Source organism: Phenylobacterium sp., assembly GCF_025351295.1.
Taxonomy (GTDB): domain Bacteria; phylum Pseudomonadota; class Alphaproteobacteria; order Caulobacterales; family Caulobacteraceae; genus Phenylobacterium.
Genome location: NZ_JANXWD010000105.1, coordinates 56,135 through 81,589, shown reverse-complemented (window position 1 = coordinate 81,589; position 25,455 = coordinate 56,135). Strand labels below are relative to the sequence as shown.

Below are 25,455 nucleotides of genomic sequence, written 5' to 3'. Positions count from 1 at the left end.
AGCCCATGAACATCAGCTCAGCTCCCCCGCAGGCGGCCCCGACGCCGGCCGCCGCCGCACCGGCAGCTCCCCCGGCCAAGGCGCCGGATCGGCCCCACGACGGCGACGGCGACGACGTCAAGGCGAAGGCCTCGCCGCCCCCGGCTCCGGGCCAGGGCACCAAGTTCGACCTGAAGGTCTGACGTCGGCGCGCTCCTTCCGGCGGGTCCGGCGGGAGCGCGTCCCCCCGCCCGACGCCAATCTACGGGCGTCGGGGCCTGGGGAAGTCCGCCGTCACGCACTGCCGTTCCGCGAGCGTGGCCGGCGGGATCTTCTCACCCTCCGGCAAGGCCCGATGGAAGGTGAACGAGGCGATCAGCGGCGGCTCATCGTCGGCGAAGATATCGGCCGGCGTGGCATGCAGTTCGGCGATGATGTCGATCTCGCCGGGCGGCGACAGCGTCGCGCCGAACCCCCAGGGCTTCTCGGGCTTCTTCGCCCGCAGCGAATAGGTGCCGCTCCCGGGCGAATGGGACCGTGAGCCCTCGCTCTTCAGGCCCTCGCCCTTGATCATGTAGTAGAGGTCGACGTCGCTGTCGGACTCCAGCCACAGCGTTACCTCGTGCAGGTCCGCGTCGCCGACTTTCTCGGTCATCCAGGCGCAGACCTGGGCGGCGTGGACCGGTCCGGCGGCGGCCAATACGGCCAGCGCGGCGAGCCCGCCCCTGAAAAGAAGCGCGGCCCTGAAAAGGGTGGTCATGGATAAATCCCCTGTCCGCGCAGACGACCCGAGCCTAGCAGACAAATCCACGCCGGCCCCAGGGTTTGCGCCGCGCCCGTTTGGGGGCATGCTTCGGCCGGGGCGGAGGACCAGACCATGGCGGACGGCGCGGGCACGATCGGAGACCAGGCCAGGGCCGCGGCCTATTCGACCCCACTGGAGGATCTCAATCCCGGCGACCCGGAGCTGTTCCGCACCGACAGCCACTGGCCCTATTTCGAGCGCCTGCGCGCCGAGGCCCCGGTCCACTGGTGCAAGGACAGCGAGTTCGGCCCCTACTGGTCGGTGACCCGCTACAACGACATCATGGCGGTCGACACCAACCACGCAGTGTTCTCCTCGGACGCCGCCCTGGGCGGGATCACCATCCGCGACGCGCGGCCGGACCTGCGCCGCCCCAGCTTCATCGCCATGGACCCGCCGCGCCACGATGTTCAGCGCAAGACGGTCAGTCCCGCCGTCGCGCCCGCCAATCTGGCACTGATGGAGCCGATCATCCGCGAGCGGGCCGGGCGCATCCTGGACGAACTCCCGGTCGGCGAGACGTTCGACTGGGTCGACCGGGTCTCGATCGAACTCACCACCCAGATGCTGGCCACCCTGTTCGACTTCCCGTTCGAGGACCGGCGGCTGCTGACCTTCTGGTCCGACTGCGCCACGGCGCTGCCGATCAAGGGCGGCATCGTTGAGACGGAAGACGAACGTCAGGAGAAGCTGCTGGAGTGCCTGGCCTATTTCACCGGGCTCTGGAACGAGCGGGTCAACGCGCCGCCGGCCGGCGACCTGGTGTCGATGATGGCCCACGGCGAGCACACCCGGAACATGACCCCCGACGAATACCTCGGGAACCTGACCCTGCTGATCGTCGGCGGCAACGACACCACGCGCAACTCGATGACCGGCGGGGTCTATGCCCTGAACAAGTTCCCCGGCGAATACGACAAGCTGCGCGCCAACCACAGCCTGGTCGAGGGCATGGTGCCGGAAATCATCCGCTGGCAGACCCCGCTGGCCCACATGCGGCGCACCGCGCGGGTGGACACCGAGATCGCCGGCACGCCGATCAAGCAGGGCGACAAGGTGCTCATGTGGTACGTCTCGGGCAACCGCGACGAGGCGGTGATCGCCAATCCCGACGCCCTGATCATCGACCGCGAGCGGCCCCGCCAGCACCTGTCCTTCGGCTTCGGCATCCACCGCTGCGTCGGCAACCGCCTGGCCGAGCTCCAGCTCAAGATCGTCTGGGAAGAGATCCTCAAGCGGTTCAGCCATATTGACGTCGTCGGCGAACCCCGCCGCGTCCGCTCCAGCTTCGTAAAGGGCTACGAGACCCTGCCGGTGGTCATCCGCCGATAGGGGCTGGGAGCTTTTAGGCGCCCGGGAAAGCAGGAACACATGCGGATGATCGACCGCGACGAGGTCCGCGCGCGGCTGACCTACGAGGTGTGCATCCCGCTGGTGCGAGCCGCGATGATCGCCTTCTCGCAGGGCCAGACCCGCCAGCACCTGCGCTCGATCCTGCCGCTGGGCGAGAAGGGAGTGTTCGGGATCATGCCGGGGGCGCTGGGCGAGGGCGAGGTGTTCGGGGCCAAGCTGATCAGCGTCTTCCCCGGCAACTTCGCCAAGGGAATCCAGTCGCACCAGGGCGTGGTGGTGCTGTTCGATGGCGAGAGCGGGGCCCCGGTGTGCATCGCCCATGCCGGCGAGATCACGGCGATCCGCACCGCCGCCGCCAGCGCGGTGGCGACCGACGCCCTCGCCCGCCCGGAGGCGCATCGCCTCGCGATCCTGGGCTATGGCGAACAGGCCCTGACGCACGCCCGGGCGATGATGCATGTGCGGCCGATCTCCGCCATCACCGCCTGGGGCCGCGACCCCGGCCGCGCGCAGGCCTTCGCGGCATCGGTGTCGGGCGAACTCGGCGTGCCGGCGAGCGCCTGCGCCGACGCCCAGACCTGTGTCGCCGAGGCGGACATCATCTGCGCGGTCACCAATGCCCACGATCCGATCCTGTTCGGCCGCTGGCTGCGGCCCGGGACCCACGTCAACCTCGCCGGCGCCAGCGGCGTGAGGCCCGCGGAGGCGGACAACGACCTGGTCGCCATGTCCCGCTTCATCGCGGATAGCCGCGAGGGGGTGCTGGCCCAGAGCGGGGAGTTCCTGAACGCCAAGGCCGCCGGCCTGGTCGACGCCAGCCATGTGGTGGGCGAGATCGGCCAGGTGCTGGCCGGCGACCTCGCGGGCCGCCAGTCGCCCGAGCAGATCACGGTCTACAAGTCCCTGGGCCATGTGGTGCAGGACCTCGCCGCCGCCAAGGCGCTGTACGAACTGGGATTGGCGCCCGCCGGTTAGGCTGACCCCGCGGCGGCCTTGACCGGCCAGGGTCCCGGTCCTCTAGTCGCCGCCCGCGCCACCCTGGAGCAGACCCTATGCGCCTTCGACAGATCGCCCTGGTGGGCAAGGACCTCGCGGCCGCCCGGGCCGATATCGTGGCGGTGCTGGGGCTTGGCGGCGACTACGCCGACCCGGGCGTCGGCAAGTACGGCCTGGAGAATGGGGTCTGGCCGATCGGTGACACCTTCCTGGAGGTGGTCTCGCCCAAGGCGCCGGGCACCACCGCCGGGCGGCTGATCGACAAGCGCGGCGGCGACGGTGGCTACATGGTCATCCTGCAGACCGGCGACATCGCCGAAGCGCGGGCGCGGGTGGAGGCTCAGGGCGTCCGCATCGTCGACCAGACCGATCACAAGGGCGCGTCCTTCACCCACCTGCACCCGCGCGACGTCGGCGGGGCGATCCTCTCCATCGACGCCATGGTCCCGCCGGAGCGGTGGGAGTGGGGCGGGCCCAACTGGCGCGATCAGGTGCGGACCGAGACCTCCACCGCGATCGTCGGCGCCGAACTTCAGGCCGACGACCCGGCGGCGATGGCGGCCAAGTGGGCGGCCGTGCTGGGACGCGAGGCCAGCCCGGCTGGCGACGGCTGGCGCGTGTCGCTGGAGGGCGGTGAGCTGCGGTTCGTGGCGGTGGCCGACGGCCGTGGCGAGGGCCTGGGCGCCTTTGACGTCGCGGTCCACGACGCCCCGGCCGTGAAGGCGCGTGCGAAGGCGCGGGGCTGCGTCGACGCCGGGGGCCAAGTGACGCTTTGCGGAACCCGCGTGCGGCTGGTCGCGGCATGAGCGGCGCCGGACAGCTGCCCGGGTATGACGTTCCCGCGGTCGAGGCCTGGCTCGGCGAGCATGTGCCGTCGCTGCGCCGCCCGCTGACCTGGACACAGTTGGAGGGGGGCCATTCGAACCTCACGTATAGGCTGGAGGACGCCGGGGGCCTGCTGGCGGTGATCCGCCGGCCGCCGCTGGGCGAGCTGCTGCCCAAGGCCCACGACATGGCCCGCGAGTGGGCGCTGATCCGCGCGCTCGGCCCGACCCCGGTGCCGGTGCCGGCGGCGCTGGGCTTCTGCGAGGACCCGGCCGTGACCGGCGCCAAGTTCTACGTCATGGGCCACATCGACGGACACCCGCTCTACAACGCCGACGACACGCGACGCTATGTGCCGGACAACAGGCGCGAAGCCATGGCCCACTCGTTCTTCGACGCGCTGGCCGACCTGCACGCCCTCGATCCCGACGCGATCGGGCTGAGCGACCTGGGCAAGAAGGAAGACTACGTCGGCCGCCAGGTGAAGACCTGGTACCGCTCGTGGACGGCCTCGGTGGAGCACGCCAGGCTGGACGATCCGCGCGCCCATGGCCTGCATGACTTCTTCCTGGCCCACACGCCCGATCAGGGGCCGGCGCGCGTGGTGCACGGCGACTACGGCGTCCACAATGTGCTGATCGGCAAAAGCGGCGTCGTCGAAGCCGTCGTGGACTGGGAGATCTCCACCCTGGGTGACCCGCTGGCGGACCTGGCGTATGCACTCAATGTCTGGCCGGACCCGACCGATGCGACGCCTCCCGCCGAAACGGCCGCGACGTCGCCGCCGGGCTTTCCCAGCCGCACGGCCCTGGCCCGGCGCTATGCCGAGCGGACCGGACGCGATCTCTCAAAGCTGGACTTCTACGTCGGGTTCAACCGCTGGAAGTCGGCTTGCATCGTTCACGGGGTCTACGCCCGCTACATGGCCGGACAGAAGAGCACCGAAGGCGTCGATCTCGTCGCCCTGCGCGCCAGCATAAACCGTTCGCTCGAATTGGCGGAAGAAGCGGTGGGGCGCCTTTAGGAGTATCGATGCTCGATCCCCGTTCTATCGATTCCTTGCTCTCCAGCCGTCATCCCCGGCCTTGTGCCGGGGACCCATCGTGCCGCCGCCCAGGTCGCGGGATCAGGCCGCGCGGCGCGGCCTGCAGCAATGACTCGCGCAAGCTGAAGCATGGGTCCCCGGCACAAGGCCGGGGATGACGAGCGTAGGTTGGGATGACGAGCGTGGGGTGGGGATCAATGCGGCATGCGCCGGATCCCCTCCTAAACCTCGAATCGGAATGCTGCGCCGTCGCGTTTGACATGCCCCGCGGTGGGGGCGGCGTAGTGGGTGCCGATCACCAGGATCGGCTGGTCGGCCCATTCGGCGAACATCCGCGCGCGGGTGACGGCCGCGGCCTTGCCGTCGCTGTCGAAGGGCGGCGACCAGTCCGGGTGGGCGAGTTGGCAGGGATGGTGGGTCATGTCGCCGGTGATCACCGCCGTCTGGCCCTCGGACTCGATCATCACGCTGACGTGGCCCGGCGTGTGGCCGGTGGTCGGCGTCAAGCGCAGCTCTGGCGAGATGCGGTAGTCCATGGCCACGAACTCGGCGAGGCCGGCGTCCAGGATCGGCTGGACGGAATCCGACAGGATGGTCTGCTGCTCTTCGTCGTCGGTGGCGCTCCAGTGGGCGAACTCGGCCTGGCCCAGCAGGTAGCGGGCGTTGGGAAAGGTCGGGACCCAGGCGCCGTCCACCAGCATGGTGTTCCAGCCGACGTGGTCGACGTGCATGTGGGTGCAGACCACGGCGTCGACGCTCTCCCGCGACCAGCCGGCCTCGGCGAGGGACTCCAGGAAGGCGGTGGCCAGCGGCCGGCCGCCCAGCATGCTGCGGGGCTTGTCGTTGCCGATGCAGGTGTCGACCACCACCCGCAGGCCGGGCGCCTCGACCAGCAGGGCATGGATCGACAGCAGCATCTCATCCTGCTCGTTGACGAAATGCGGATAGAGCCAGGGCGACTGGCGCAAGGCCTCTGGCGTCGCCTGTGCCAGGAACGAGCCCTCCGGGCTGTAGGCAATCGGAATTTCCATCTCGACCACGCGCGTGACCTTCACTGCGCCAACCTGCCAACTCAGCATCGTCTCTTCCCCGTTTGGTTCTTGTCGGAGGAAGCCTAGGCGATCACGAACGGTCTGTCAGACCCTCTGCTTCGGAGCCTCGAATGATTCCGCCCGCGCCGCTCTGCCCAACGGGACCGGCGGAGATCCTGCTGCCGTGCGCGAACCTGCCGGCGGCGCTGGATTTCTTCGTGGGGCGGCTGGGTTTTCGGATCGAGACCATCTTCCCGGCCGATGAGCCCACGGTGGCCAGCCTGTCGGGCCACGGCCTTCGGCTGCGCCTGGCGCCGGGCGGCGGCGATCCCGGGACGATCCGGCTGGCCTGTGCGCCGCTGGGCGAGGAACGCCGGCTGGTCGCGCCGAACGGGACGCGGATCGAACTGGTGGACGCGGATCCGCCGGTCGAGGTTCCGCCGCTACGGGCGGAATTCATCCTGACCCGCCAGGCCGATGGACCGGGGGCCGGCGAGGGGCGTGCGGGGATGCTCTACCGCGACCTGATCCCTGGCCGGCTGGGCGGGCGGTTCATCGCCTCGCACATCTCGATCCCTGAGGGCGGGCCGGTGGCCGACTGGGTGCATTTCCACCGGATCCGCTTCCAGATGATCTTCTGCCGCCGTGGCTGGGTGCGGCTGGTCTACGAGGACCAGGGACCGCCGTTCGTCCTGGTGGCCGGCGATTGCGTGCTGCAGCCCCCGCGCATCCGCCACCGGGTGCTGGAGAGCTCGCCCGGGCTGGAGGTCGTCGAGATCGGCTGCCCGGCGCTGCATGAGACCCTGGCGGACCACGCCATGGCGCTGCCGAACCCGACCGTGGCCCCGCGGCGCGACTTCGAGGGCCAGCGCTTCCTGCGCCATGTGGCGGCCGAGACGCCGTGGATCGCGCACGGGACGAGCGGCTTCGAGCGCCGGCAGACCGGCATGGCGGCTGCGACCGCAGGCCTGGCCGACGCGCGGGTCCTGCGTCCGGCCAAGGCGCGCGCCCTCGCCGACCGGGCGCCCGACGGCGAGCTGACGTTCGGGTTCCTGCTGGAGGGGTCGGCGGTGCTTGAGCACGCCGGCGACCATGCGTTGGGGGCCTGCGACGCCTTCGTGATCCCGCCGGGCCAGGCCTGGGGCCTGCGCGATGCCTCGGACGACCTGGCTCTGCTGGAGGTGATCCTGCCGGCGGACGCCGCATGACCCCAGCGGACGAGGTAGCGGTCGTCGCGCGCGAGGCCGGGCTGAGCAAGGTCCTGACCCGGGCGCAGATCACCATGATCGGGCTGGGCGGCGCCATCGGCACCGGCCTGTTCATGGGCAGCGGGATCGCCATCGGCTACGCCGGGCCCGCGGTGGTGATCAGCTACGCGATCGCCGCCTTCATCGCCGTGATCATGGTGTTCAGCCTGTCGGAGATGGCTGTCGTGCATCCGGCGGCCGGGTCGTTCGGGGTCTACGCCGAGACCTATCTGAACCCCTGGGCCGGGTTCGTGGTCCGCTACACCTACTGGGCCGCCCAGGTGATCGCGGTGGGCGGCGAGGCGGTGGCGGCCGGGACCTACATGACCTTCTGGTTCCCCGGGGCGCCGGTGTGGATCTGGTCGCTGGGGTTCGCGGTGATCCTGCTCTACGTCAACGCCCGCTCGGTGGGGAATTTCGGGACCTTCGAATACTGGTTCTCGTTCATCAAGGTCACCGCCATCGTCGGGTTCATCATCCTGGGCGGCGCGGCGATCCTCGGCGTCGGCCAGCCCGCCGTGGGCTTCCACAATCTGACCGGCCTGCCGGGCGGGTTCCTGCCGCATGGCTGGGGCGGGGTCTGGATGGGGGTGATCATGGGGATCTTCTCCTTCACCGGCATCGAGCTGATCGCCGTCACCTCCGGCGAGACCCCGGATCCGAAGACCGCGATCCCGGCGGCCCTGCGCTCGATGGCGGTCCGGCTGGCGCTGTTCTATGTGCTGGCCCTGACCATTCTGGTGACCTTCGTGCCGTGGACCGAGACCGGGGCGACGGTGGTGTCGCAAAGCCCCTTCGTCCGGGTGTTCGTCCACACCGGCGTGCCGCAGGCGGCGGGGATCATGAACTTCGTGGTGCTGAGCGCGGCGCTCTCCAGCATGAACGCCAACACCTATCTGGCGGCGCGGATGCTGTTCTCGCTGGCGCGTGGGGACTATGCGCCACGGATCCTGGGAAAGCTGTCGAAGGCCGGTGCGCCGATCGCGGCGATCGCCACCTCCGGGGTCGGCATCCTGCTGGCCGCCGCCGTCTCGCGGTTCACGCCGCTGGCCTACAACTACCTGTTCGGCGTGGCCCTGTTCGGGGCGATCTTCGTCTGGATCATGATCCTGCTCAGCCACCTCAGCTTCCGGCGCCGGCATCGGGCGCAGGACCTGCCGGTCCGCATGCCGTTCTTCCCCGGCCTGCAGATCGTGGGGCTGATCCTGCTGGCCGCGATCCTGGTGACCATGGGCCTGGACACCCAGTTCTGGAACATCTCCTGGATCGTCGGGGTCCCATGGCTGGCGTTGCTGACCGGGGCCTACTTCGTCTGGAGACGCGTCCGGCCGCCGCCTATTTCTCGGTGAGGTTCCAGACGCCGTCCCAGTCGTCGGCCGGCGGGGTCCTGGCCAGCAGCTTCAGCCGCTGGCTGTAGACGGTGGCGGGGCCGTCGTTCGGATAGAGCTCCAGCGCCCCCTTGAAGGCGTTGGCGGCGGCGCTCCAGTCCCGCGCCCGATAGGCCTTGATCCCGGCCGCATGCAGCTCCAGCAGGGCGGGCAGCCCCGGCTCGCCGGCGCGGTAGCCCAGGGACTCATAGACCGCGACCGGGCGGTCCTTGCCCTTGGCGCGGATCAGGTCGAGTTCGCGCAGCGTCGCCGGGCGCTTGAGGTCCCGCACCGTCATCTCCGACAGCACGACGCCGGCCCCGTACTGCTTGGTGGCCCCCTCCAGCCGCGAGGCCAGGTTCACCGTGTCGCCGATCACCGTGTATTCCATCCTCCGCACCGAGCCGATGTTGCCGACCACCGTGGCGCCGGTGGAGAAGCCGATGCCGATCTCCAGCGCCTCCTGCCCGGCGGCCATGCGCCGCGCGTTCAGGCCGGCCAGGCGCTGCATCATGGCGTCGGCGGCGGCCAGGGCGTTGTCGGCGTCGTTCGGCCCGACCAGCGGCGCGCCGTACAGCGCCATGATCCCGTCGCCCATGTATTTGTCGAGGATGCCGCCGTGCAGGAAGATCACGTCGACCATCTCGGTGAAGTACTCATTCAGGAGCGAGACGGTCTCGCGTGGCCCCAGCGCCTCGGCGATCGAGGTGAACCGGCGCACGTCGGAGAACATCACCGTGACCTTCTGCTCCTTGCCCCCCAGCTCCAGGTCGCCGGCCGACAGCAGCTGGTCGGCCACCTCCTTGGACATGTAGCGGCTCATGGTGGAGCGGACGCGCTTCTCCTCGGTGATGTCCTCCAGCACCAGCATCGAGCCGATCCGCGCCTCGGTGGCGTCGATCAGCGGCATGGTGGTCAGGTTGACCGTGGCCACGCCGCCGTCGCCCCGCGCCAGCTCGGCGTCGACGGCCAGGGCGGTCTCGCCGGTGGCCTGGGTCTTGGCCAGGCTGTCGGCGATCCAGCGGTTGGCGCCGTCGAACAGCGCGCCGGCGGTGTGGTCGATGATGGCGTCGCGCGACAGGCCCAGCAGCGCCTCGGCCGCGACATTGGCGGTGACCACCCGGCCCTCGGCGTCCAGGGTCACGATGCCGTTCGACGTGCTCTTCAGGATGCTCTCGTTGTAGTTCTTCATGTTGAGCACGTCGTCGAACAGCTTGGCGTTCTCCAGGCTGACGGCGACCTGGGCGGCGAACGCCTTCAGCCGCGATTCGTCCTTGGCGGAGAAGACGCCGCCCTTCTTGTTCAGCGCCTGGGTGACGCCGATCCGCGCGCCGGCCTTGTTGGTGATTGGCACGCACAGAATGCTGCGGGTGGTGAAGCCGGTCCTGAGGTCGACCTCCTTGTTGAAACGGGGGTCGGCGTAGGGGTCGGTGATGTTCTCGGTCTTGCCCGAGGTGAACACCGCGCCGGCGATGCCGCGGCCGGTGGGCACGCGGATCTGCCGCGTCTCCATGCCGTCGGCGTAGAGTGAGAACAGCTCGTCGGCCTTCTCGTCATAGACGAACAGCGAGGCGCGTTCGGCGTCCAGCAGCTGGGTGGTCGCCGTCATGATCCGGGCGATCAGCACCTCCAGCAGCAGTTCGCCGGCCAGGTCCTGGGTGACCTCGAGGATCTGCTGCTCCTCGCGAAGCGAGTCGAGCATCAGGCCGAAGCCACGGTTGATGTCGGCGTATTCGTCGGTGCTGAGCACGTCCAGCTCGGCCTCGTCCAGCTGGCCGCTTTCGACGCGGCGCATGGCCTCGATCAGCCGCCCGGCGGCCTGGGACACCTCGCGGGAGGTGAGGATCGCCATGGCCACGGCGCCCAGGATGCTGACGATCACCACGCCGCCCGCCCAGACGTAGAGCGACAGGATTTCCTTCTGCGGCACGGCGAACGCGTGCGCGCGGATCATCCGGTCGAACTTGTACATGAACGACACCGCCGAGAAGATCAGCGGCAGCGACGACACGAAGATCGCCAGGAACAGCAGCTTGTTGCTGAGCGGCACCGAGATCAGCTTGGCCTGCTGCGCCGCCGGGATCGGCCCGTCCAGGGCGCGCGACAGGCGCTTGACGACCGGCTCCATGGCCTGACTGACGGCGAAGAACTCGAAGATCGCGTGGGCCGGCGAGGCGAAGACGAAGATCATGGTAGCGAGCGCGATCAGCTGCCAGGTGGCGATGCCGGCGTCGAAGAAGGTGTTGAGCGTGAAGATCACGCCGCACAGGGCCATGGTGGCGGTCGGGCCATGCAGGGCGGTCACCCGCACGGCGGAGAACTGCGGCATGTTCAACGCCCGCACCAGCGCCGCGGCCAGCGTCGCGTCGTCCGGCCGCTCGCCGCGATCCAGGGCGCTCAGCACCGGCGAGACCGGCTTGAGCTGCAGGTGGATCACCGCGAAGTCGATCGAGGTGAAGAAGGCCGTCCCGAACGGCACCGCCATCCAGAAGATCAGCCACTGGCGGCCGTTGAACTCCAGCCCCAGCAGGCCCAGCAGCAGGGTCACCGACACCGCCACGAAGGTGGCGAGCGAATAGATCCAGATCAGCCGCCAGAACAGCGCGCGCCCGGAATCGACCGCGCGGCGGCGCGTCTTGTCTGCCGGGATATGCGGCGCCAGCGCGTTCACCGACGCCCCACGCCCCATGCGGCCGCGCGCTCTGTCATCACCCGCCTCTAGCCCCCTTGCGTCGCAACACTCTAGCCCCCGATCGCAGAGGCGGCCAGATGGCGCGCCGCCGTTCGGCAAACGGGCGCAAAGAAGGATTCAGACCGAGGCCGCTTCGTCCACGGCCCCCATGGGTTCGAGCCCGTCCCAGACCCCATCCCAGTTGGCCGCCGGCGGGCGGCGGGCCAGGATGCGTGCGCGGTCCAGCATCAGGGCGCAGGGATGGTCGGCGGGCGCGGCGGCCAGCGCCGCCTCGAAGGCCGCGATGGCGTCCGCCCAGCGCCGCTCGGCCAGGGCCTCGCGTCCCCGGGCATAGGCGTCCAGCGCCGCGGCGGCGATCGGGACACTGTCGGTCAGCACCTGGAAGATCCGCTCCGGCCGCTGGCGGCCGCGGACCCGGATGGTGTCCAGTTCGCGCATCGGGTGCGCCGTCCCGACCGCCGCGGCGGTGTCCTCGCAGATCACGATGCCGACCTTGTAGACCTTGGTGATCGCCTCGAGCCGGGAGGCCAGGTTCACGCTGTCGCCGATCACCGTGTAGTCCATCCGCTTGGGCGAGCCGATGGTGCCGGCCACCACCTCGCCGCTGGCGATGCCCAGGCCCAGGCCGACGTCGGGCAGGCCGCGGCCCCGCCGCCGCGCGTTGATGGCGACCACCATGGCGACCATGGTCACCGCGCTGTCGACGGCGTTGAGTGCGTCGCGGCCCGAGCTCAGCGGCGCGCCGTAGACCGCCATGATCGCGTCGCCGATGAACTTGTCGAGCATGCCGTCGCAGGCGGCCACCGCCTCGAACAGGTCGGTGAAGATCTCGTTCAGCATGTCGACCGTGTCGCGCGGGCCCAGGTGCTCCGCCAGGCTGGTGAAGCCGCGGATGTCGGCGAACAGCACGCTGGCCTGGCAGGCGGCCCCGAACAGCAGCTCGTCCTCGCGGCCCATGATCTGGTCGACCACGTTCTGGGTCATGAACCGGCGCATGGCGCCCTGCAGGCGCTTCCCCTCGCTGATGTCGTCGACGATGATCAGCAGCCCGGCCTGCTCGGTCTCGCCCACCAGGGGCACGATCGAGAGGTTGGCGGATACCGTGTCGCCGCCCGGCGTGATCACGTCGGCGTCCAGCAGCGTCTTGGGCCGGCCGCTGGCGCTGACCGCCTCGATCTCCTCCATCAGCCAGGAATTGCGCCCGCTCAGCAGGAGGTGGGCGTCCGCGCCGCCCGCCTGCTCGGCCGAGACCCCCAGGATCGCGCAGGCCGCGGCGTTCAGCTTGGCGACCTTGGCCTCACGGTTCAGGGTGATCACCCCGCTCGACATCGAGCGCAGGATGCTCTCGTTGTAGTTCCGCTCCGCCGCCACCTCGGTGAACAGGGTGGCGTTCTCGATGGCGATGGCCGCCTGGGCGGCGAAGGCGCTCATCCGCTCCACGTCGCTGTCGCCGAAGTTGGTCATGTCCTCATGGTTGAGCGCCTGCATGACGCCGACCCGACGGCCGTCACGGGTGGTGATGGGCACGGTGAGCACGCTGCGGGTCCGGTATCCGGTGGTCGCGTCGACATCGCGGTTGAACCGCGGGTCGGCATAGGCATCGGGCAGGTTCACCGCCTCGCCATTGGTCAGGCACCACCCCGCCAGGCCGGCCGTCGCGGGGAAGCGGATCTCACCGCCCGCCACGCCCTCGGCGACCACGGACGCCAGTTCGTCGGTCCGCTCATCGTAGAGGAACAGCGAGCTGCGGTCGGCGTGGATCAGGGTCGTAGTGACCGCGACGATCTTCTTGAGCAGGGCCTCCAGCCGCATCTCGCTGGAGATCGAGATGTTCACGTCCAGCAGCCGGCGCAGGTCCATGTTGGTCTGCTCGGAGGTGTCGATCGCCGTGCTCCACCGCTCGGCCAGGATCAGCAACTGCGAGAACAGCATCAGCAGCGATCCGACCGGCACCAGGTTCACGCCGAGCACCGCCGGGAGGTGCAGGTTGTTGACCGTGTCGGTGTAGACGAGCGCCAGCACGAAGGAGCCGAGGCCGAACAGGAAGAGCAGCGCGCCGTCTCGGCGGCGAACGCAGGCGGTGACGATGACCGCGAGCATGAGCACGAACGAGAGGGTCCGGAACGACGAAGCCATCCCGGACAGCGTGGACAACAGCACCGTGTCGCCGGTCATGCCGACTCCGGCGTAGAGGATGAACCGCGCGGCGTTCAGCCCCTGGAGCACCCAGTAGGGCCACCTCGGCGTCTCGCGTGGATAGAGCTCCCGCACATAGGCGATCACGCAGCTCAGGGCGGCCGTGGTCGCGAGGTACTGGCCCATGAGCATGGCGTTGAAGCCCAGGGCGGGCAGGGCCACCTTGACCATGTTGTCGTGGGTCACGAAGGCGGCGAACGGCAGCAGCAGCAGGCAGGCCGCCCCGAAGTAGAGCGAGGCCCGCTCGCGCGGCCGGAACAGGAAGACCACCACGCTGTAGGACGCGATCAACAGCAGCGAGGTGATCAGCATCAGGCTCTGCAGCCAGTCCAGGGTGATCCAGTCGTTCATCGCCGCCGACAGGCCGAAGATGGGAACGTCGCGGATGCCGGTGTCGTGATGATGGAACGACGACAGGTCGATCCGCAGGTCGACGTCCGACCCGTCCGCGTCGAAGGTCACCTGCTGCGAGCGATAGAGCGGCTGCGAGGTGCCCGGTGTCAGCCCGACGCGGCCGCGCTGCGACATCAGGCGGCCGTTCACGAACACGCTGCAGGCGCTGAAGGACTGCCGGACATAGAGCGTGTACTGACCTGCCGGGAGGCCCCGCATCAGCAGGTGGTACTGGGCCGCGCCACCGATCGGCAGGGTCGGTCCGCCCGGATGGGGCCCTTCCCATTCCCCCGGCACGCGGATCGGCAGCACGGCGCCCGGCGCGGGCGCGGTGAGCCACACCATCCGCCACTCGCCCTTCAGTTCGACCGGGCGGGTGAGCGGCCCCCAGCCCGCATAGCTGACAACCCCGGCGCGGGCCTGCGGCGGGTGGTGTTCGACGGGGTCGATGAAGAACGGGGCGCAGAGCAGGCCCAGCAGCATCAGCAGGACGGCGGCGAAAATGAATCTCCGGACAGCGGACCGCGCGGCAGCCGGCGTGGCGTTCGGCGACGCGGCCTCCAAGCTGGTCACTGCCTTACCCTCCCCCCGGGAACCCGATAACGGACGATTTTACCGTGAAAGTCACGCGCAGCTTGACCTTGCGCAGGCTCGCCGGCGTGTCTCGCGGCCCGCGCCCGAACGATGCTTTCGCACCGGCGGCGATCTCCTATGCTGACCCCAAGGGCGGCCAACGCGCCGCCGCGACCGGAGGAACCAGGACCGACCATGACAGCGCCCGTGAAGATCTCCGACGTCGGACATGTCCGCACGATCACGCTCGACCGTCCGGAGAAGAAGAACGCCATCAGCCAGACCCTGGCCTGGGGCGTGGTGGCGGCGGTCGACGCGGCCGCCCAGGACGACAACGTCTGGGTCGTGGCGATCACCGGTCGTGGCGACGCCTTCTGCGCGGGGCTGGACCTGTCCGGCTCGGACACCCATACCCCCTACTCGCCACAGACCGCGCAGCTGGACGATATCGGCTGGGTGGGCCAGTTCCTGCTGGCCATCCGAAAGCGCTGCGACAAGCCGGTGGTCGGCGGGATCAACGGAGTCGCGGTCGGCGCGGGCCTGGGCCTGGCGATGGCCTGCGACGTCCGGTTGATCGCCCACAGCGCCCGGCTGATGGCCGGCTATACGCGGATCGGCGGCTCGCCGGACGCGGGGCTGACCATCACGCTGCCGCAGGTCATGGGCTATGAGCGGGCCATGCGCTTCATGATGGAAAACCGTACGATCACCGGCGCCGAGGCCCTGGCGTGGGGCATGGCCGGCGAGGCGGTGGACGACGCCGGGTTCGCCGAGCGGCTGGCGGCCTACTGCCAGGAGCTCTGCGCCTGGTCGCCGATCACGCTGCGGCTGCTGAAGCGCGGCATGGCCCGGTCCTACGAGACCACCGACATGGAGCAGCAGCTTCGCTACGAGGTCTCCAACATTCGCAAGGCATTCGGCAGCGAGGACGGCCAGGAGGCCCGGCGAGCCTTCCTCGAGAAGCGCAAGCCGGTGTTCCAGGGGCGGTAGGCGGTCCGCGACGGCCGGTCCGCGCGTGCCCTTCGGGTGCGCGTTTGCCCGGGCCATGAACGGGCGGAAAGACCAAACCTTAAGTATTGCGTGGGATCGTACGTTCAGGCTCTCCGCCGACAAGCCCAGGCTCGATGCATGACCGAATCCCTTGGACGCCAGGACCGTCCGATACCCGACCCGTCGCCGTTTGGGCTCGATCTCTCGCTCGCGGTGTTCAACCGCGCCACGCGCTGCGCCCGCAGCCTGTTCGAAGCCGCTGACGCCAGCATCATCCTGGTCCACGAAGGCCAGGTCTGGCGCAGCCGCTACGCGGGCGAGTTCCCGGTCAAGGATCCGGTGGCGGAAGCCGTCCTGGCGGGCGGTGAGTTGTTCTGGGTCGAGGACGGCCTAATGGACCCGCGGGTCCGCGATCATCCGCTGGTGACCGGGCCGCCGTTTCTGCGCTTCAACGCGGCCATCCCCATCCGCCTGAAGGACGGCGCGACGCCGGGGGTCCTGAGCGTCTCCGGGCTGGTCCCCCAGGCCTATGACGCCGGCAAGGCGGCGCGCCTGGAGGACCTGGCCGACTTCGCGGCGGACGAGTGGGACCGCGCCCAGGTCGCCCGCGCGCTCTCACGCTCGATCGAGGAAAGAGACGCGGCCCTGCAACGCAGCGCGCGCTCCGAGGAGCGGCTCGAGCTGGCCCTGTCGCTGGCCGACGTCCATGTCTGGGAGCTGGACTACGAGCGCCGCGAACTGATCAAGGCCGGGGCGGAGGACAGCCTCTTCCACCGGCCGCAAACCTACGAGAGCCTTCGCAAGGACCTGTTCGTCACCGTGGATCCGCGTGACCGGCCCGCGGTGGCCGCGGCCTGGAGCGCGCATATCGAGACCGGCGGCCGCTATCGCCCGGAGTATCGGATCGACCGCCCCGATGGCGCGGAGGTCTGGGCGATGGGCGCGGCGAAGCTGTTCACCGGCGACGACGGCCGCCCGGCCCGGCTGGTGAGCGCCGTCCAGAACATCACCGACCGCAAGCTGACCGAGCGCGCGCACCTGCAGGCCAAGATCGACGCCGAGGCCGCCAACCGCGCCAAGAGCGTGTTCCTGGCCACCATGAGCCACGAGATCCGTACGCCGTTGAATGGGGTGCTGGGCATGGCGCAGGTGATGGCCGCCGACCATCTGGCCCCCGTCCAGCGCGAGCGCCTGGATGTGGTGCGCCGGTCGGGGGAGGCGCTGATGGGCGTCCTCAACGACATCCTCGACATCTCGAAGATCGAGGCCGGCCGGATCGAGCTGGAGGAGATCGACTTCGACCTGGGCGAGGTGGCCGCCGGGGTGCATGCCAGCTTCGCCAGCCTGGTCCAGGAAAAGGGCCTGTCGTTCGTGCTCGACGCGGACCGGGCGGCCGGCGTCTATCGCGGCGATCCGGCGCGCCTGCGCCAGATTCTCAGCAACCTGATCTCCAATGCGCTCAAGTTCACGGAGGCCGGCGAGATCCGCGTCGCGGCCCAGCCGCTGGACGGGCAGCTCAAGATCGTGGTCAGCGACACCGGCGTCGGCATGTCCCGCGACGGCCTGACCATGCTGTTCCACCGCTTTACCCAGGCCGATTCCTCGACCACCCGGCGCTATGGCGGCACCGGCCTTGGACTGGCCATCTGCCGCGAGCTGGCCAGCCTGATGGGCGGCTCGATCGAGGCGGCCAGCGACGAGGGCCGGGGATCGACCTTCACCGTCCTGCTTCCCCTGCGCCGGGTCGGTGAGGCGCGGACGATCCCGGCGAGCCCTATGGACCCGGGCCCCCCGGAGCGTCGCGAGCTGGGCAAGCTCCGACTGCTCATCGCCGAGGACAATCCGATCAACCGGCTCGTGCTGAAGAGCCTGCTGGAACAGGCCGGCCTGGATCCGTGCATCGTCGGGAACGGCGCCGAGGCGGTCGAGGCCTGGCGGGCGGAGGCGTGGGATGTCGTCCTGATGGATGTCCAGATGCCGGTGATGGACGGGCCCACGGCGACGCGCACGATCCGCGAGCTGGAGGCGGCGGCCGGCCGGCCGCGCACGCCGATCCTGGGGCTGACGGCCAACGCCATGGCGCACCAGGTCGCCGAGTACCTGGCCGGCGGGATGGACGCCGTGGTCACCAAGCCGATCGAGATCCGCAAGCTGTTCGACGCCCTCGAGGCCCTGCTCGCCGACCAGGACGGGGGGCGGCCGGTCCCGATGGTGGGCGGCGCGCCCGCGCCGGCGGTGCTCGGCCGCACCGGCGCCTAGCTCCGGGCGCGCCGGCTTTTGTCATGAGCGTCCACATCCTGCGGCGACAACCTGCGGTGAATTCCTTATCGTCGCCGGTCAAGCGGTGCGTCCGCGAGCGCGCGTCCAGCGCCGTGAGTATGGGGGGAAATGCCGTGGCGCCTGCCGGGCCGCCCGAGGAGGCTGCGGAAGAGAGCCCGCTGGTCCGCGTCTTTCTGGTGAAGCGCGAGAACCTGCTGCTGTTCCTGGCCGCCCGGACGCGGTCGATGGCGGCCGCCGAAGACCTGGTCCAGGACCTCTATCTGAAGGCGGCCGCGGTCGAGGTGGATGTGCAGTCGCCGGCGGCCATGCTCTACCGCATGGCGGCAAACCTCCTGATCGACCACGTGCGCAGCGCCCAGCGCGGCGCGCGGCGGGGCGCCGAGTGGCGCCAGGAAACCCGAACCGCCGTGGGGGGTGAGGACGTCGTCGACGAGCCGGCCGCCGACGAGGTGGTGATCGGCAAGCAACGTCTGCGCCAGCTGGCCGAGGCGGTCGCCGCCCTGCCGCCGCAGATGGGCCGGGCGTTTCGGCTGCACAAGCTGGAAGGCCTGAGCCAGGCCCAGACCGCCGAGGCCATGGGCGTCTCGGTGAAGATGATCGAACAGCACATCCAGGCGGCGATCAGGAACCTGTCGCAGCGGCTGCGCTCATGAGCGGCGGCGAATTTCGCGCGGGACCTAGGGGCAGGGCGGGGCGGCGACGTCTCACCGCTGTCCAGCGCGCTTGGCGCAGATCGGGCAGGCGAGCCTATGACCGTTAGCAGTGTGGCGCAGGAGGATCGGGCGATGGCTGAAGCCAGCGCCTGGCTGTCGCGTCTGCAGCGCGACGAGGTCACCGAGGCTGACGGGCTCGAGTTCGAGGCCTGGCTGGCGGAGGCCCCGGCCAACCGGGCCGCCTATCGCCAGGCCGTCGCGGTCTGGCATGAATTCGAGGTCTGCGCGGACGACGTCCTGGCGCAACTGGCGACGCAGGCGCGGCATACGGCGCTTCGGCGGCCTCCCCCGATGCGGGCCCTGACGCGGCCCCTCTTGACACGGCGATGGCTGCTCGGCGCCGGCGGCTTCGCGGTCGCCGCGGGCTTGGGGCTGGCGGTGCTGCCGTCGGTCCTGGTCCAGCCCACCACCCGGACCTATGTCACCGGCAAGGGTCAGCGCCAGCGGGTCACCCTGGCGGACGGCTCGATCGTCGACCTCAATGCCGAGACCCATCTCAAGGTCAGCTTCGCCCGGTCGGAACGGCGGGCGGTGCTGGGCGACGGCGAGGCGATCTTCGACGTCGCGCATGACGAACGGCGGCCGTTCACGGTCGAGGCGTCGAATCGCCTCGTGCGGGTCGTCGGCACGCAGTTCGACGTCCGCAATCGCCAGGGCGAGCTGACGGTCACCGTCGCCCGCGGCAAGGTCCAGGTGCGGCCCATCGCCGCCGCTTCGTCGGGTCGGACGTTCATGCTCACCCCCGGCCAGCGGCTGGACGTCGATCGCGCGGGCGTCGAGCAACTGCGCGCCGTCGACCCGCAGGAAGCCTTCAGCTGGCGGGCCGGTCGCCTCGTCTACCGCGGCCAGCCGCTCGCCGATGTGGTCGCCGACCTCAACCGGCAATTCGTCGAACAGGTCGAAATCTCGGACCCGGCGCTCGGCAAGATGCCGATCACCGGCGTGATCGTGCTTGACGATCAGCACGCGGTCATCGCGCGTCTGTCCTTGATGCTACCCATAAGATCGGTACCTTCGGACCGGGGGCTGCTGCTTCTTCCGAAGTAAGGCCGAAGGGTAGGGCGGAGCTGACCATCCTCGCGCGCCGGGATCTGGTGGCGGCTGTCACGTGCGTCGTGGCGGCGATCGGCGGGGGCGACCTGGCCGAGGCCGCGCCCGCGCGCATTGCGTTCCACATCGAGCCCAAGCCCTATGCCGAGGCGCTGCTCGACCTGGCGCAGCAGGCCAACATCACCCTGATCGGCGCCGCGGCCTGCACCGGCGCCTCGCGCAACAGCCTGGCCGCGACCCTGACCCTGGATCAGGCGCTGGGCCAGCTGCTGGCCGGCGCACCCTGCGTCGCCAAGGTGATCGCGCCGGGCATGGTCGAGGTTTCGCCGCTGTCGGCGTCCGAGCCGGCGCGGCTGTCGCCGCCGGTCACCGTGTCGGAGTTGCTGGTCACCGCGACGAAGCGCGTGCGCAACGCCCATGAACTGGCGGTGGCGGTCACCGCCATTCCCCGCGGCCAGCTGCTGGCCACCGGCGCAACCGACGCGGGCGAGGCGGCGGGCCAGCTGGCCGGTGTCCTGGCGACGAACCTTGGCCCCGGCCGCAACAAGCTGCTGCTGCGGGGGCTGTCCGACGGCGCCTACACCGGCCGGGCGCGGTCGATCGTCGCCACCTACCTCGACGACATCCCGATCAACTACAACGCCCCCGATCCCGACTTGCGGCTGGTGGACGTGGAGCGCATCGAGGTCGCGCGGGGTCCGCAGGGCGCGCTCTACGGCTCGGGCTCGCTCAGCGGCATCTACCGGATCGTGACCCGCAAGCCGGACCTTCGCCGGTACGGGGCGGAGCTTCGCGCGTCGGGCGCGACCACCAAGGACGGCGCACCGAGCTATGAGCTGGAAGGCGACGTCAACGCACCGATCTGGGGCGATGTGCTGGGCCTGCGGCTCTCAGCCTACCAGGAGATCCAGGGCGGCTATCTCGATGATATCAACCTGCGGAAGAACAACGTCGACCGGACGGAGCGGCGCGGCGGGCGGCTGACCCTGCTGCTGCAGCCCAGCGACAGATGGTCGGTCAATGTCACCGCCGTCGCCCAGCACCTGCGCTCGGACGACACCCACTACACGACGCCGGGGATGGGGCTGACCCGCTCGGTCCGCATCCCGGAACCGCACGTCAACGACATCGAGTTCGTGACCGCGACGGTCAAGGGATCCTGGGGCTGGGGCGACCTGACGTCCTCGACCGGCTATATCCGCCACGCCTACGGCAGCCTGTACGATGCCACGGCGCGGCAGGACCTCTACACCTCGTTCGCCCGGACCTCGGCCTATTCCGAGCGCACGCGCACCAGGATGCTGGTGCAGGACCTGTTCCTGACCTCGCGCGGGGCCGGGCGGTTCGAGTGGCTGGCGGGGCTCTATGGCTCCAAGACCTCGGAACACTCCCCCACGCAGTTCCTGGCGCAGAACCCCTTTGCGCCCAACGTCGAGGTCTACGGCGACGACCGCAACGACCACATCCGCGAACTCGCCGCCTATGGCGAGGCCTCCTACGAGCTGGCGCCGCGATGGACGCTGGCGGTGGGGGGGCGCCTGTTCAATATCCGCTCGCGGACCCAGTCGGACGTGGTCTCCGAGCGCTTCGCGCCGCGGACCGTCGACCGCACCGTGAACTTCACCAGCTTCTCGCCCAAGATCTCGCTGCAGCGGGAGTTCGCCTCCGGCGACCTGGTCTATGCGGTCATGTCGGAGGGCTACCGCGCCGGCGGGACCAATTCCGGCGGCGCCCGGCCGCTGTCCCCGGCGCGCGAGACCTTCGCCCCCGACCGGCTGCGCAACTTCGAGCTGGGGCTGAAGCTGGAGGCGCTCCAGAGGCGCCTGTCGCTCAATTCCGCCGTCTATTACGACATCTGGAAGGACATCCAGACCGACCAGTTCCGCCCGTCGGGGATCCCCTACACGACCAACGCCGGCGACGCCCAGATCCTGGGCCTGGAGACCGAGCTGGCGTACCGGGCGGACAATGGCCTGACCGTGCAGCTGAACGGCCGGCTCTCGCGAACCCGCACCACCAACGCCAATCCGGACCTCACCACGCGGCTGGCCGACGGCTTGCCGGGCGCGCCGGCGATCTCCGGCGGCGCCCTGCTGAGCTATGATCGCCGCGTGTTCGGCGACTGGACCGTCCGGCTGGCCGGGCAGGCCACCTATGTCGGACGCTCCCGGGTCACCTTCGACGCCACCCTGCCCAAGATGGGCGGCTACGCGACCACCAAGCTGTCGGCGGAACTCAGCGGCAAGACCCTGGGCGTGCAGGTCTATGTGATCAATCCGCTGAACGCCTACAGCGACACCTTCGCGTTCGGAAACCCGTTCAACCCGGCCCAGATCCGCCAGATCACGCCCCAGCGTCCCCTGACCGTGGGCGTCACCCTGTCGGCCGGCCTATAATTTTTTCGTCGCGACCTAGGGATCGGCCCGGGCGGCGCCGTCTCCGCCGTGACCTTCGCCTTTCTAGTGAAGCTTGGGTCGCAAGGCGCCATTGACCCGGCGCTGAAGTCAAATGTAGCGCGCCTCCCGAGCCCAATAAACGCGCTATGGCTGGCTGAGCGCGGCCCTGACGAGGAGAGCGTCCAGGGCCGCGCCCCCTTGCCTGCAGGGTCGGGCGAGATGCGATTTGGCCAGAATTCCAGGAAATGCTATAGCCGGCAGGCTGAGTGCGGTCTTTTCGGACCGTGCCGGCAACCCGCGTCGGCTCTCCAGTCGCTGGCACGAGACCTACCGCCCCGGTCTGAGGCCGTCACACCTCGGCCGGGGCCTCTTGCCCTGAACAGCATCTGCACGGGTTCGCGAGCCCAGCGCCTGTCCGACGGGCAGAACCGGGTTCTTGTACGGCATTGACGCCCGCGGGGCTGTTCGCCGCGCCCGACCTGGGGCATCGAGGCCTCAGGTCGCCCGGTCGGGTGCGGGGCGACGTCTCAGGCCATGAGGCGATGTGGCGATGCCGGATGACCAGCCCCTAGCGGATACGACCGTGCCGATCAGCGGCCGACAACTGACGCCGCCGGCGGGGCCGATCTTCCACCTGTGCCGCGCCGTCCAGTCGGACTACGAGGTCGGCGAGTTCCGCGCCTGGGCCGGGTACAAGAACCTGGGCTCCGACGCGGCCACCGGCGACCTGGCGCACTTCCAGCATGTGCTGAGCTTCGCCGACACCGAGGCGGCCGGCCGCACCGGCATCCACGCCCACCTGGCCCACGCCCACATCGTCATCCCGACCTCTGGCCGCGGGGTCTTCTCCTACGACGGGGTGGTGACCGAGGCGACGGCCGGCACGGTCATCGTCCAGCACGGCGGCACCGTGCACGACCAGTTCGACTTCAGCTATGCCGCCGCCTCCGACGCCGACAACCGCGCGACGCCGCAATGGATCGAGGCCAGCCCGGCTGCGGCGGCCAGGTCGTTCGGCTTCCTGGAACTGTTCGTCCCGCTCGCCTTCGCCAATGTCGAGATCGTCCCGCCAGCCGAGGTGACCCCGGCGGATCAGGCGACCGCCTGGGAGCATCCCTACCACCTGCCGGGCGCGCACTTCGCGATCCAGGACGAGCGCTCGCCGGGCGCCGCCTACCGGCCCGTCGCGGGGCGGCCCGATCTCGAGGCCCGCGACGCCGCCACCTGGGAGCCCTCGGCCGGCCTGGTCGCCACCTGGATCCTCCGCCCGGCCTCCGCCAAAGCCGCCGAAGGTCCCGCCGTCACCGTGGGCATGCCCGGCGAGGCGGGTGGTATCGACATCTTCTACATGGTCGGCGGATCGGCCCGGTTGCGGCGCGACACCGGCGAGGACGTGCTGCTGCAGGCCGGCGACACGGCCACCGTCAGCCAGGGCGCGCTGGGCGACCCCTACGACGGCTCCGCGGACATGCGGCTGCTCCGCTTCTTCATCGCCGCCAAGGCGCAATGCCTGCGGGAACGCACGCCGGACGAGATCCGCCGGCTCGAAGACCTTGGCCCGCGCATCATCCGCCGCCGGCAGGTCCGCCCCGCGGGCGACGCGCGTCCGGTCAACGTCCTGCGCGGCGCGCGCTGACCCCTATCCCTGCGAGGCGGCGCGCCGAAGCACCGGGCGCCGGGCCGTCGCCACCGGGGGCGCCGTCCGGTCGAGGAAGCCCAGGGGGTGCGCCCAGCTGAGGGTGCGCACCTTCGCCGCCGCCTGCGCCGCGCGGGTCTCCTCGCGCAGAGCCCGCATCTGGGTCCAGTGAACCTTGGGCCGGTGGTGGTGTTCGGCGTGGTAGCCGTTGTTCAGGAAGGTCCAGTTGTAGAGCGTCCCATAGGTCGAGACGCCGGTGGCGATCGGCAGGTCGGGATTGGCGCCGGCGTGCTCGTACCAGGCGATCAGGAATGAGAGGCACTGCCCCAGGTAATAGAACGGGGCCATGAACAGCACGAAGCGCCAGTTCAGGATCGCCAGCACCGCATAGAAGGCGGACATGGCCCAGAATTCCTCCAGGGCCTCGCGCGCCTCCTTCGGCCGCTTGGCGGCGATGGCGCGGGCCACCGTGAACGGCCCGTCGTCGCGCCAGAACTGCAGGAACACGTAGGCGAGGGCCGGCTCCACCTTGCCGTCGCCTCCGTATTGATAAAGCGAGATCGGGTCGACCGTGGTCCCGTCCGCGCCGACCCGGTCGGAGTTGCCGGCGTGGTGACGCATGTGGACGTACTTGTACATCGTCTGCGGCGTGCCCAGCGAGAAGGTCAGCGCGAAGCTGGTCAGGCGGTTCAGCGGCTCCCAGGCGAAGAACGGATTGTGGATGAAGTTGTGCGAGACCGAATCCAGGTTCCAGCCGATGCCGAGCGCATAGAGCGTCGCGCCCGCGAACCGCGCCGGCCAGCTCAGCTGCGGCCAGGCGACGAAGAAGGCGACGATCAGTCCCAGTTGGACATAGACCAGCGCCGCGGGGATCGCGTCCCAGGCTGCGTAGCGGAACAGGCCCGCGCGGGCCTTGGGCCGCTGGCGCAATCCCGCCAGGGTCATGAAGTCACCTCGTCGGACCCGCGCGGCCGCGCCGCCTTCGGCCGCTTGGCGGTCGGCACCTGCCACGTGCTGGGGTCGAGGAAGCCCAGGAAGTGCGCCGGCCCGATCACGGTCACGCCTTCGCGGCGCTGCTCCTCGGCGATGTCGCGATGCAGGGCCGTCATCTTCGTCCAGTGAACCTTGGGCCGGTAGTGATGCTCGGCGTGGTAGCCATTGTAGAGGAAGACCCAGTTATAGACCTTCTCGTAGGTCGAGACCCCCCAGGCGATCGGTTTGTCCGGATTGCCGCCCAGGTGCTCGTAGTAGCCGCACAGGTTGGAGACGCACTGGCCCAGGTAGCTGCCCGCCACGATCAGCGGCACGAACACCCAGCGCCCGGTGAAGACGCCGGCGACCAGCAGGGCGCCGTAGAGGGCGATGATCGACCAGAACTCGAACAGCGCCTGCTTCGCCTCCAGCGGCCGCTTCTCGCCGATCCGCCGGGCCAGTTCAAACGGGTCGTCGTCGCGGAAGAACTGCAGGAACACATAGGACAGCATCGGCTCGGGCTTGCCCTCATGGCCGTGCTGGTAGATCGACAGCGGGTCGATCGTGACGCCGTTCTCGTTCGGACGGTCGGCGTTGCCCGCGTGATGCTTCAGGTGGATGTAGCGGTACATGGTCTGCGGCGAGATCAGCGCCAGGGTGATCGTCAGGCTCATCAGCCGATTGAGCCGCGCCGAGGCGAAGAACGGGTTGTGGATGAAGTTGTGGGCCACCGAATTCAGGTTCCAGCCCACGCTGAAGGCGTAGACCAGCAGCCAGGCGATCCGGCTGGGCCAGGTCAGCTGGGGCCAGACGGCGAAGAACACCGGGACCAGCGCGAGCTGCAGGACGGCGAGGGCCGCCGGGACCGCGTCCCAGCGGCTGACCTTGAAGGCGTGGCGGCGAGCCATCTGCGTAT

The 25,455-nt window shown here is 69.8% G+C and carries 19 protein-coding genes; 13 read left to right on the top strand and 6 right to left on the bottom strand.

Going from position 1 to position 25,455, the window contains the following annotated elements; all coding sequences use genetic code 11:
• The first annotated feature begins 5 nt into the window (after positions 1-5).
• Positions 6-182 (top strand): hypothetical protein, encoded by a 177-nt coding sequence (locus tag Q0R13_RS14830; RefSeq protein ID WP_293905223.1) that lies wholly within the window; start codon positions 6-8, stop codon positions 180-182.
• A 59-nt stretch (positions 183-241) separates the two neighbouring features.
• Here Q0R13_RS14830 and Q0R13_RS14825 read toward each other — a convergent pair whose 3' ends face one another.
• On the bottom strand, positions 242-739 hold the full coding sequence (locus Q0R13_RS14825; RefSeq protein WP_293905221.1) for a hypothetical protein: 498 nt from the start codon (positions 737-739) through the stop codon (positions 242-244).
• 117 nt (positions 740-856) lie between these two features.
• On the opposite strand from Q0R13_RS14825, the gene Q0R13_RS14820 reads away from it, so the two are divergent.
• The 4 genes from Q0R13_RS14820 to Q0R13_RS14805 all read left to right on the top strand — a co-directional run bounded on the left by Q0R13_RS14820 (position 857) and on the right by Q0R13_RS14805 (position 4,982).
• Positions 857-2,116 (top strand): cytochrome P450, encoded by a 1,260-nt coding sequence (locus tag Q0R13_RS14820; RefSeq protein ID WP_293905219.1) that lies wholly within the window; start codon positions 857-859, stop codon positions 2,114-2,116.
• 39 nt (positions 2,117-2,155) lie between these two features.
• Entirely contained in the window at positions 2,156-3,112 is a 957-nt protein-coding gene (locus Q0R13_RS14815; RefSeq protein WP_293905217.1) for an ornithine cyclodeaminase family protein, read from the top strand.
• 77 nt (positions 3,113-3,189) lie between these two features.
• On the top strand, positions 3,190-3,939 hold the full coding sequence (locus Q0R13_RS14810; RefSeq protein WP_293905215.1) for a VOC family protein: 750 nt from the start codon (positions 3,190-3,192) through the stop codon (positions 3,937-3,939).
• Positions 3,936-4,982 (top strand): phosphotransferase family protein, encoded by a 1,047-nt coding sequence (locus tag Q0R13_RS14805; RefSeq protein ID WP_293905213.1) that lies wholly within the window; start codon positions 3,936-3,938, stop codon positions 4,980-4,982. The genes Q0R13_RS14810 and Q0R13_RS14805 overlap by 4 nt, the downstream gene beginning before the upstream one ends.
• Before the next feature lie 242 nt (positions 4,983-5,224).
• Here Q0R13_RS14805 and Q0R13_RS14800 read toward each other — a convergent pair whose 3' ends face one another.
• Entirely contained in the window at positions 5,225-6,082 is an 858-nt protein-coding gene (locus Q0R13_RS14800) for an MBL fold metallo-hydrolase (RefSeq protein ID WP_293905211.1), read from the bottom strand.
• Between the two features lie 83 nt (positions 6,083-6,165).
• On the opposite strand from Q0R13_RS14800, the gene Q0R13_RS14795 reads away from it, so the two are divergent.
• Both Q0R13_RS14795 and Q0R13_RS14790 read left to right on the top strand, forming a co-directional pair.
• On the top strand, positions 6,166-7,242 hold the full coding sequence (locus Q0R13_RS14795; protein ID WP_293905209.1) for a hypothetical protein: 1,077 nt from the start codon (positions 6,166-6,168) through the stop codon (positions 7,240-7,242).
• The gene (locus tag Q0R13_RS14790; protein WP_293905207.1) at positions 7,239-8,630 is read left to right on the top strand and encodes an amino acid permease; all 1,392 of its coding nucleotides are present in this window, start codon (positions 7,239-7,241) and stop codon (positions 8,628-8,630) included. Before Q0R13_RS14795 ends, Q0R13_RS14790 begins: the two co-directional genes overlap by 4 nt.
• Here the strand turns inward: Q0R13_RS14790 and Q0R13_RS14785 are convergent.
• Together Q0R13_RS14785 and Q0R13_RS14780 are read right to left on the bottom strand one after the other, a co-directional pair.
• On the bottom strand, positions 8,617-11,337 hold the full coding sequence (locus tag Q0R13_RS14785; protein ID WP_293905205.1) for an adenylate/guanylate cyclase domain-containing protein: 2,721 nt from the start codon (positions 11,335-11,337) through the stop codon (positions 8,617-8,619). The two genes, Q0R13_RS14790 and Q0R13_RS14785, sit on opposite strands and share 14 nt — an antisense overlap.
• Positions 11,338-11,457: 120 nt before the next feature.
• Positions 11,458-14,502: an adenylate/guanylate cyclase domain-containing protein gene (locus Q0R13_RS14780; protein ID WP_293905203.1), complete on the bottom strand. Its 3,045-nt coding sequence runs from the start codon at positions 14,500-14,502 to the stop codon at positions 11,458-11,460.
• Between the two features lie 195 nt (positions 14,503-14,697).
• Here Q0R13_RS14780 and Q0R13_RS14775 point away from each other — a divergent pair, with 195 nt between their 5' ends.
• From Q0R13_RS14775 to Q0R13_RS14750, 6 genes are all read left to right on the top strand, one after another.
• The gene (locus Q0R13_RS14775; protein ID WP_293905201.1) at positions 14,698-15,492 is read left to right on the top strand and encodes an enoyl-CoA hydratase/isomerase family protein; all 795 of its coding nucleotides are present in this window, start codon (positions 14,698-14,700) and stop codon (positions 15,490-15,492) included.
• Between the two features lie 138 nt (positions 15,493-15,630).
• Entirely contained in the window at positions 15,631-17,751 is a 2,121-nt protein-coding gene (locus Q0R13_RS14770) for an ATP-binding protein (protein WP_293905199.1), read from the top strand.
• 134 nt (positions 17,752-17,885) lie between these two features.
• Positions 17,886-18,425: an RNA polymerase sigma factor gene (locus Q0R13_RS14765; RefSeq protein ID WP_293905197.1), complete on the top strand. Its 540-nt coding sequence runs from the start codon at positions 17,886-17,888 to the stop codon at positions 18,423-18,425.
• A gap of 111 nt (positions 18,426-18,536) precedes the next feature.
• Positions 18,537-19,532: a FecR domain-containing protein gene (locus Q0R13_RS14760; protein WP_293905195.1), complete on the top strand. Its 996-nt coding sequence runs from the start codon at positions 18,537-18,539 to the stop codon at positions 19,530-19,532.
• Between the two features lie 47 nt (positions 19,533-19,579).
• Entirely contained in the window at positions 19,580-21,931 is a 2,352-nt protein-coding gene (locus Q0R13_RS14755) for a TonB-dependent receptor (protein ID WP_293905193.1), read from the top strand.
• A 583-nt stretch (positions 21,932-22,514) separates the two neighbouring features.
• Positions 22,515-23,567 (top strand): hypothetical protein, encoded by a 1,053-nt coding sequence (locus tag Q0R13_RS14750; protein ID WP_293905191.1) that lies wholly within the window; start codon positions 22,515-22,517, stop codon positions 23,565-23,567.
• A gap of 3 nt (positions 23,568-23,570) precedes the next feature.
• Here Q0R13_RS14750 and Q0R13_RS14745 read toward each other — a convergent pair whose 3' ends face one another.
• Together Q0R13_RS14745 and Q0R13_RS14740 are read right to left on the bottom strand one after the other, a co-directional pair.
• A complete protein-coding gene (locus Q0R13_RS14745; protein WP_293905189.1) occupies positions 23,571-24,512 on the bottom strand; it encodes a fatty acid desaturase in 942 nt (313 codons plus the stop codon).
• Positions 24,509-25,447 (bottom strand): fatty acid desaturase, encoded by a 939-nt coding sequence (locus Q0R13_RS14740; protein ID WP_293905187.1) that lies wholly within the window; start codon positions 25,445-25,447, stop codon positions 24,509-24,511. Before Q0R13_RS14740 ends, Q0R13_RS14745 begins: the two co-directional genes overlap by 4 nt.
• Positions 25,448-25,455 lie beyond the last annotated feature (8 nt).

What these genes read in the sequence shown, in the direction of transcription:
- Q0R13_RS14830 (WP_293905223.1), top strand. Translation starts at nt 6, where the DNA reads ATGAACATCAGCTCAGCTCCCCCGCAGGCGGCCCCGACGCCGGCCGCC.
- Q0R13_RS14825 (WP_293905221.1), bottom strand. Translation starts at nt 739, where the DNA reads ATGACCACCCTTTTCAGGGCCGCGCTTCTTTTCAGGGGCGGGCTCGCC.
- Q0R13_RS14820 (WP_293905219.1), top strand. Translation starts at nt 857, where the DNA reads ATGGCGGACGGCGCGGGCACGATCGGAGACCAGGCCAGGGCCGCGGCC.
- Q0R13_RS14815 (WP_293905217.1), top strand. Translation starts at nt 2,156, where the DNA reads ATGCGGATGATCGACCGCGACGAGGTCCGCGCGCGGCTGACCTACGAG.
- Q0R13_RS14810 (WP_293905215.1), top strand. Translation starts at nt 3,190, where the DNA reads ATGCGCCTTCGACAGATCGCCCTGGTGGGCAAGGACCTCGCGGCCGCC.
- Q0R13_RS14805 (WP_293905213.1), top strand. Translation starts at nt 3,936, where the DNA reads ATGAGCGGCGCCGGACAGCTGCCCGGGTATGACGTTCCCGCGGTCGAG.
- Q0R13_RS14800 (WP_293905211.1), bottom strand. Translation starts at nt 6,082, where the DNA reads ATGCTGAGTTGGCAGGTTGGCGCAGTGAAGGTCACGCGCGTGGTCGAG.
- Q0R13_RS14795 (WP_293905209.1), top strand. Translation starts at nt 6,166, where the DNA reads ATGATTCCGCCCGCGCCGCTCTGCCCAACGGGACCGGCGGAGATCCTG.
- Q0R13_RS14790 (WP_293905207.1), top strand. Translation starts at nt 7,239, where the DNA reads ATGACCCCAGCGGACGAGGTAGCGGTCGTCGCGCGCGAGGCCGGGCTG.
- Q0R13_RS14785 (WP_293905205.1), bottom strand. Translation starts at nt 11,337, where the DNA reads ATGGGGCGTGGGGCGTCGGTGAACGCGCTGGCGCCGCATATCCCGGCA.
- Q0R13_RS14775 (WP_293905201.1), top strand. Translation starts at nt 14,698, where the DNA reads ATGACAGCGCCCGTGAAGATCTCCGACGTCGGACATGTCCGCACGATC.
- Q0R13_RS14770 (WP_293905199.1), top strand. Translation starts at nt 15,631, where the DNA reads ATGACCGAATCCCTTGGACGCCAGGACCGTCCGATACCCGACCCGTCG.
- Q0R13_RS14745 (WP_293905189.1), bottom strand. Translation starts at nt 24,512, where the DNA reads ATGACCCTGGCGGGATTGCGCCAGCGGCCCAAGGCCCGCGCGGGCCTG.
- Q0R13_RS14740 (WP_293905187.1), bottom strand. Translation starts at nt 25,447, where the DNA reads ATGGCTCGCCGCCACGCCTTCAAGGTCAGCCGCTGGGACGCGGTCCCG.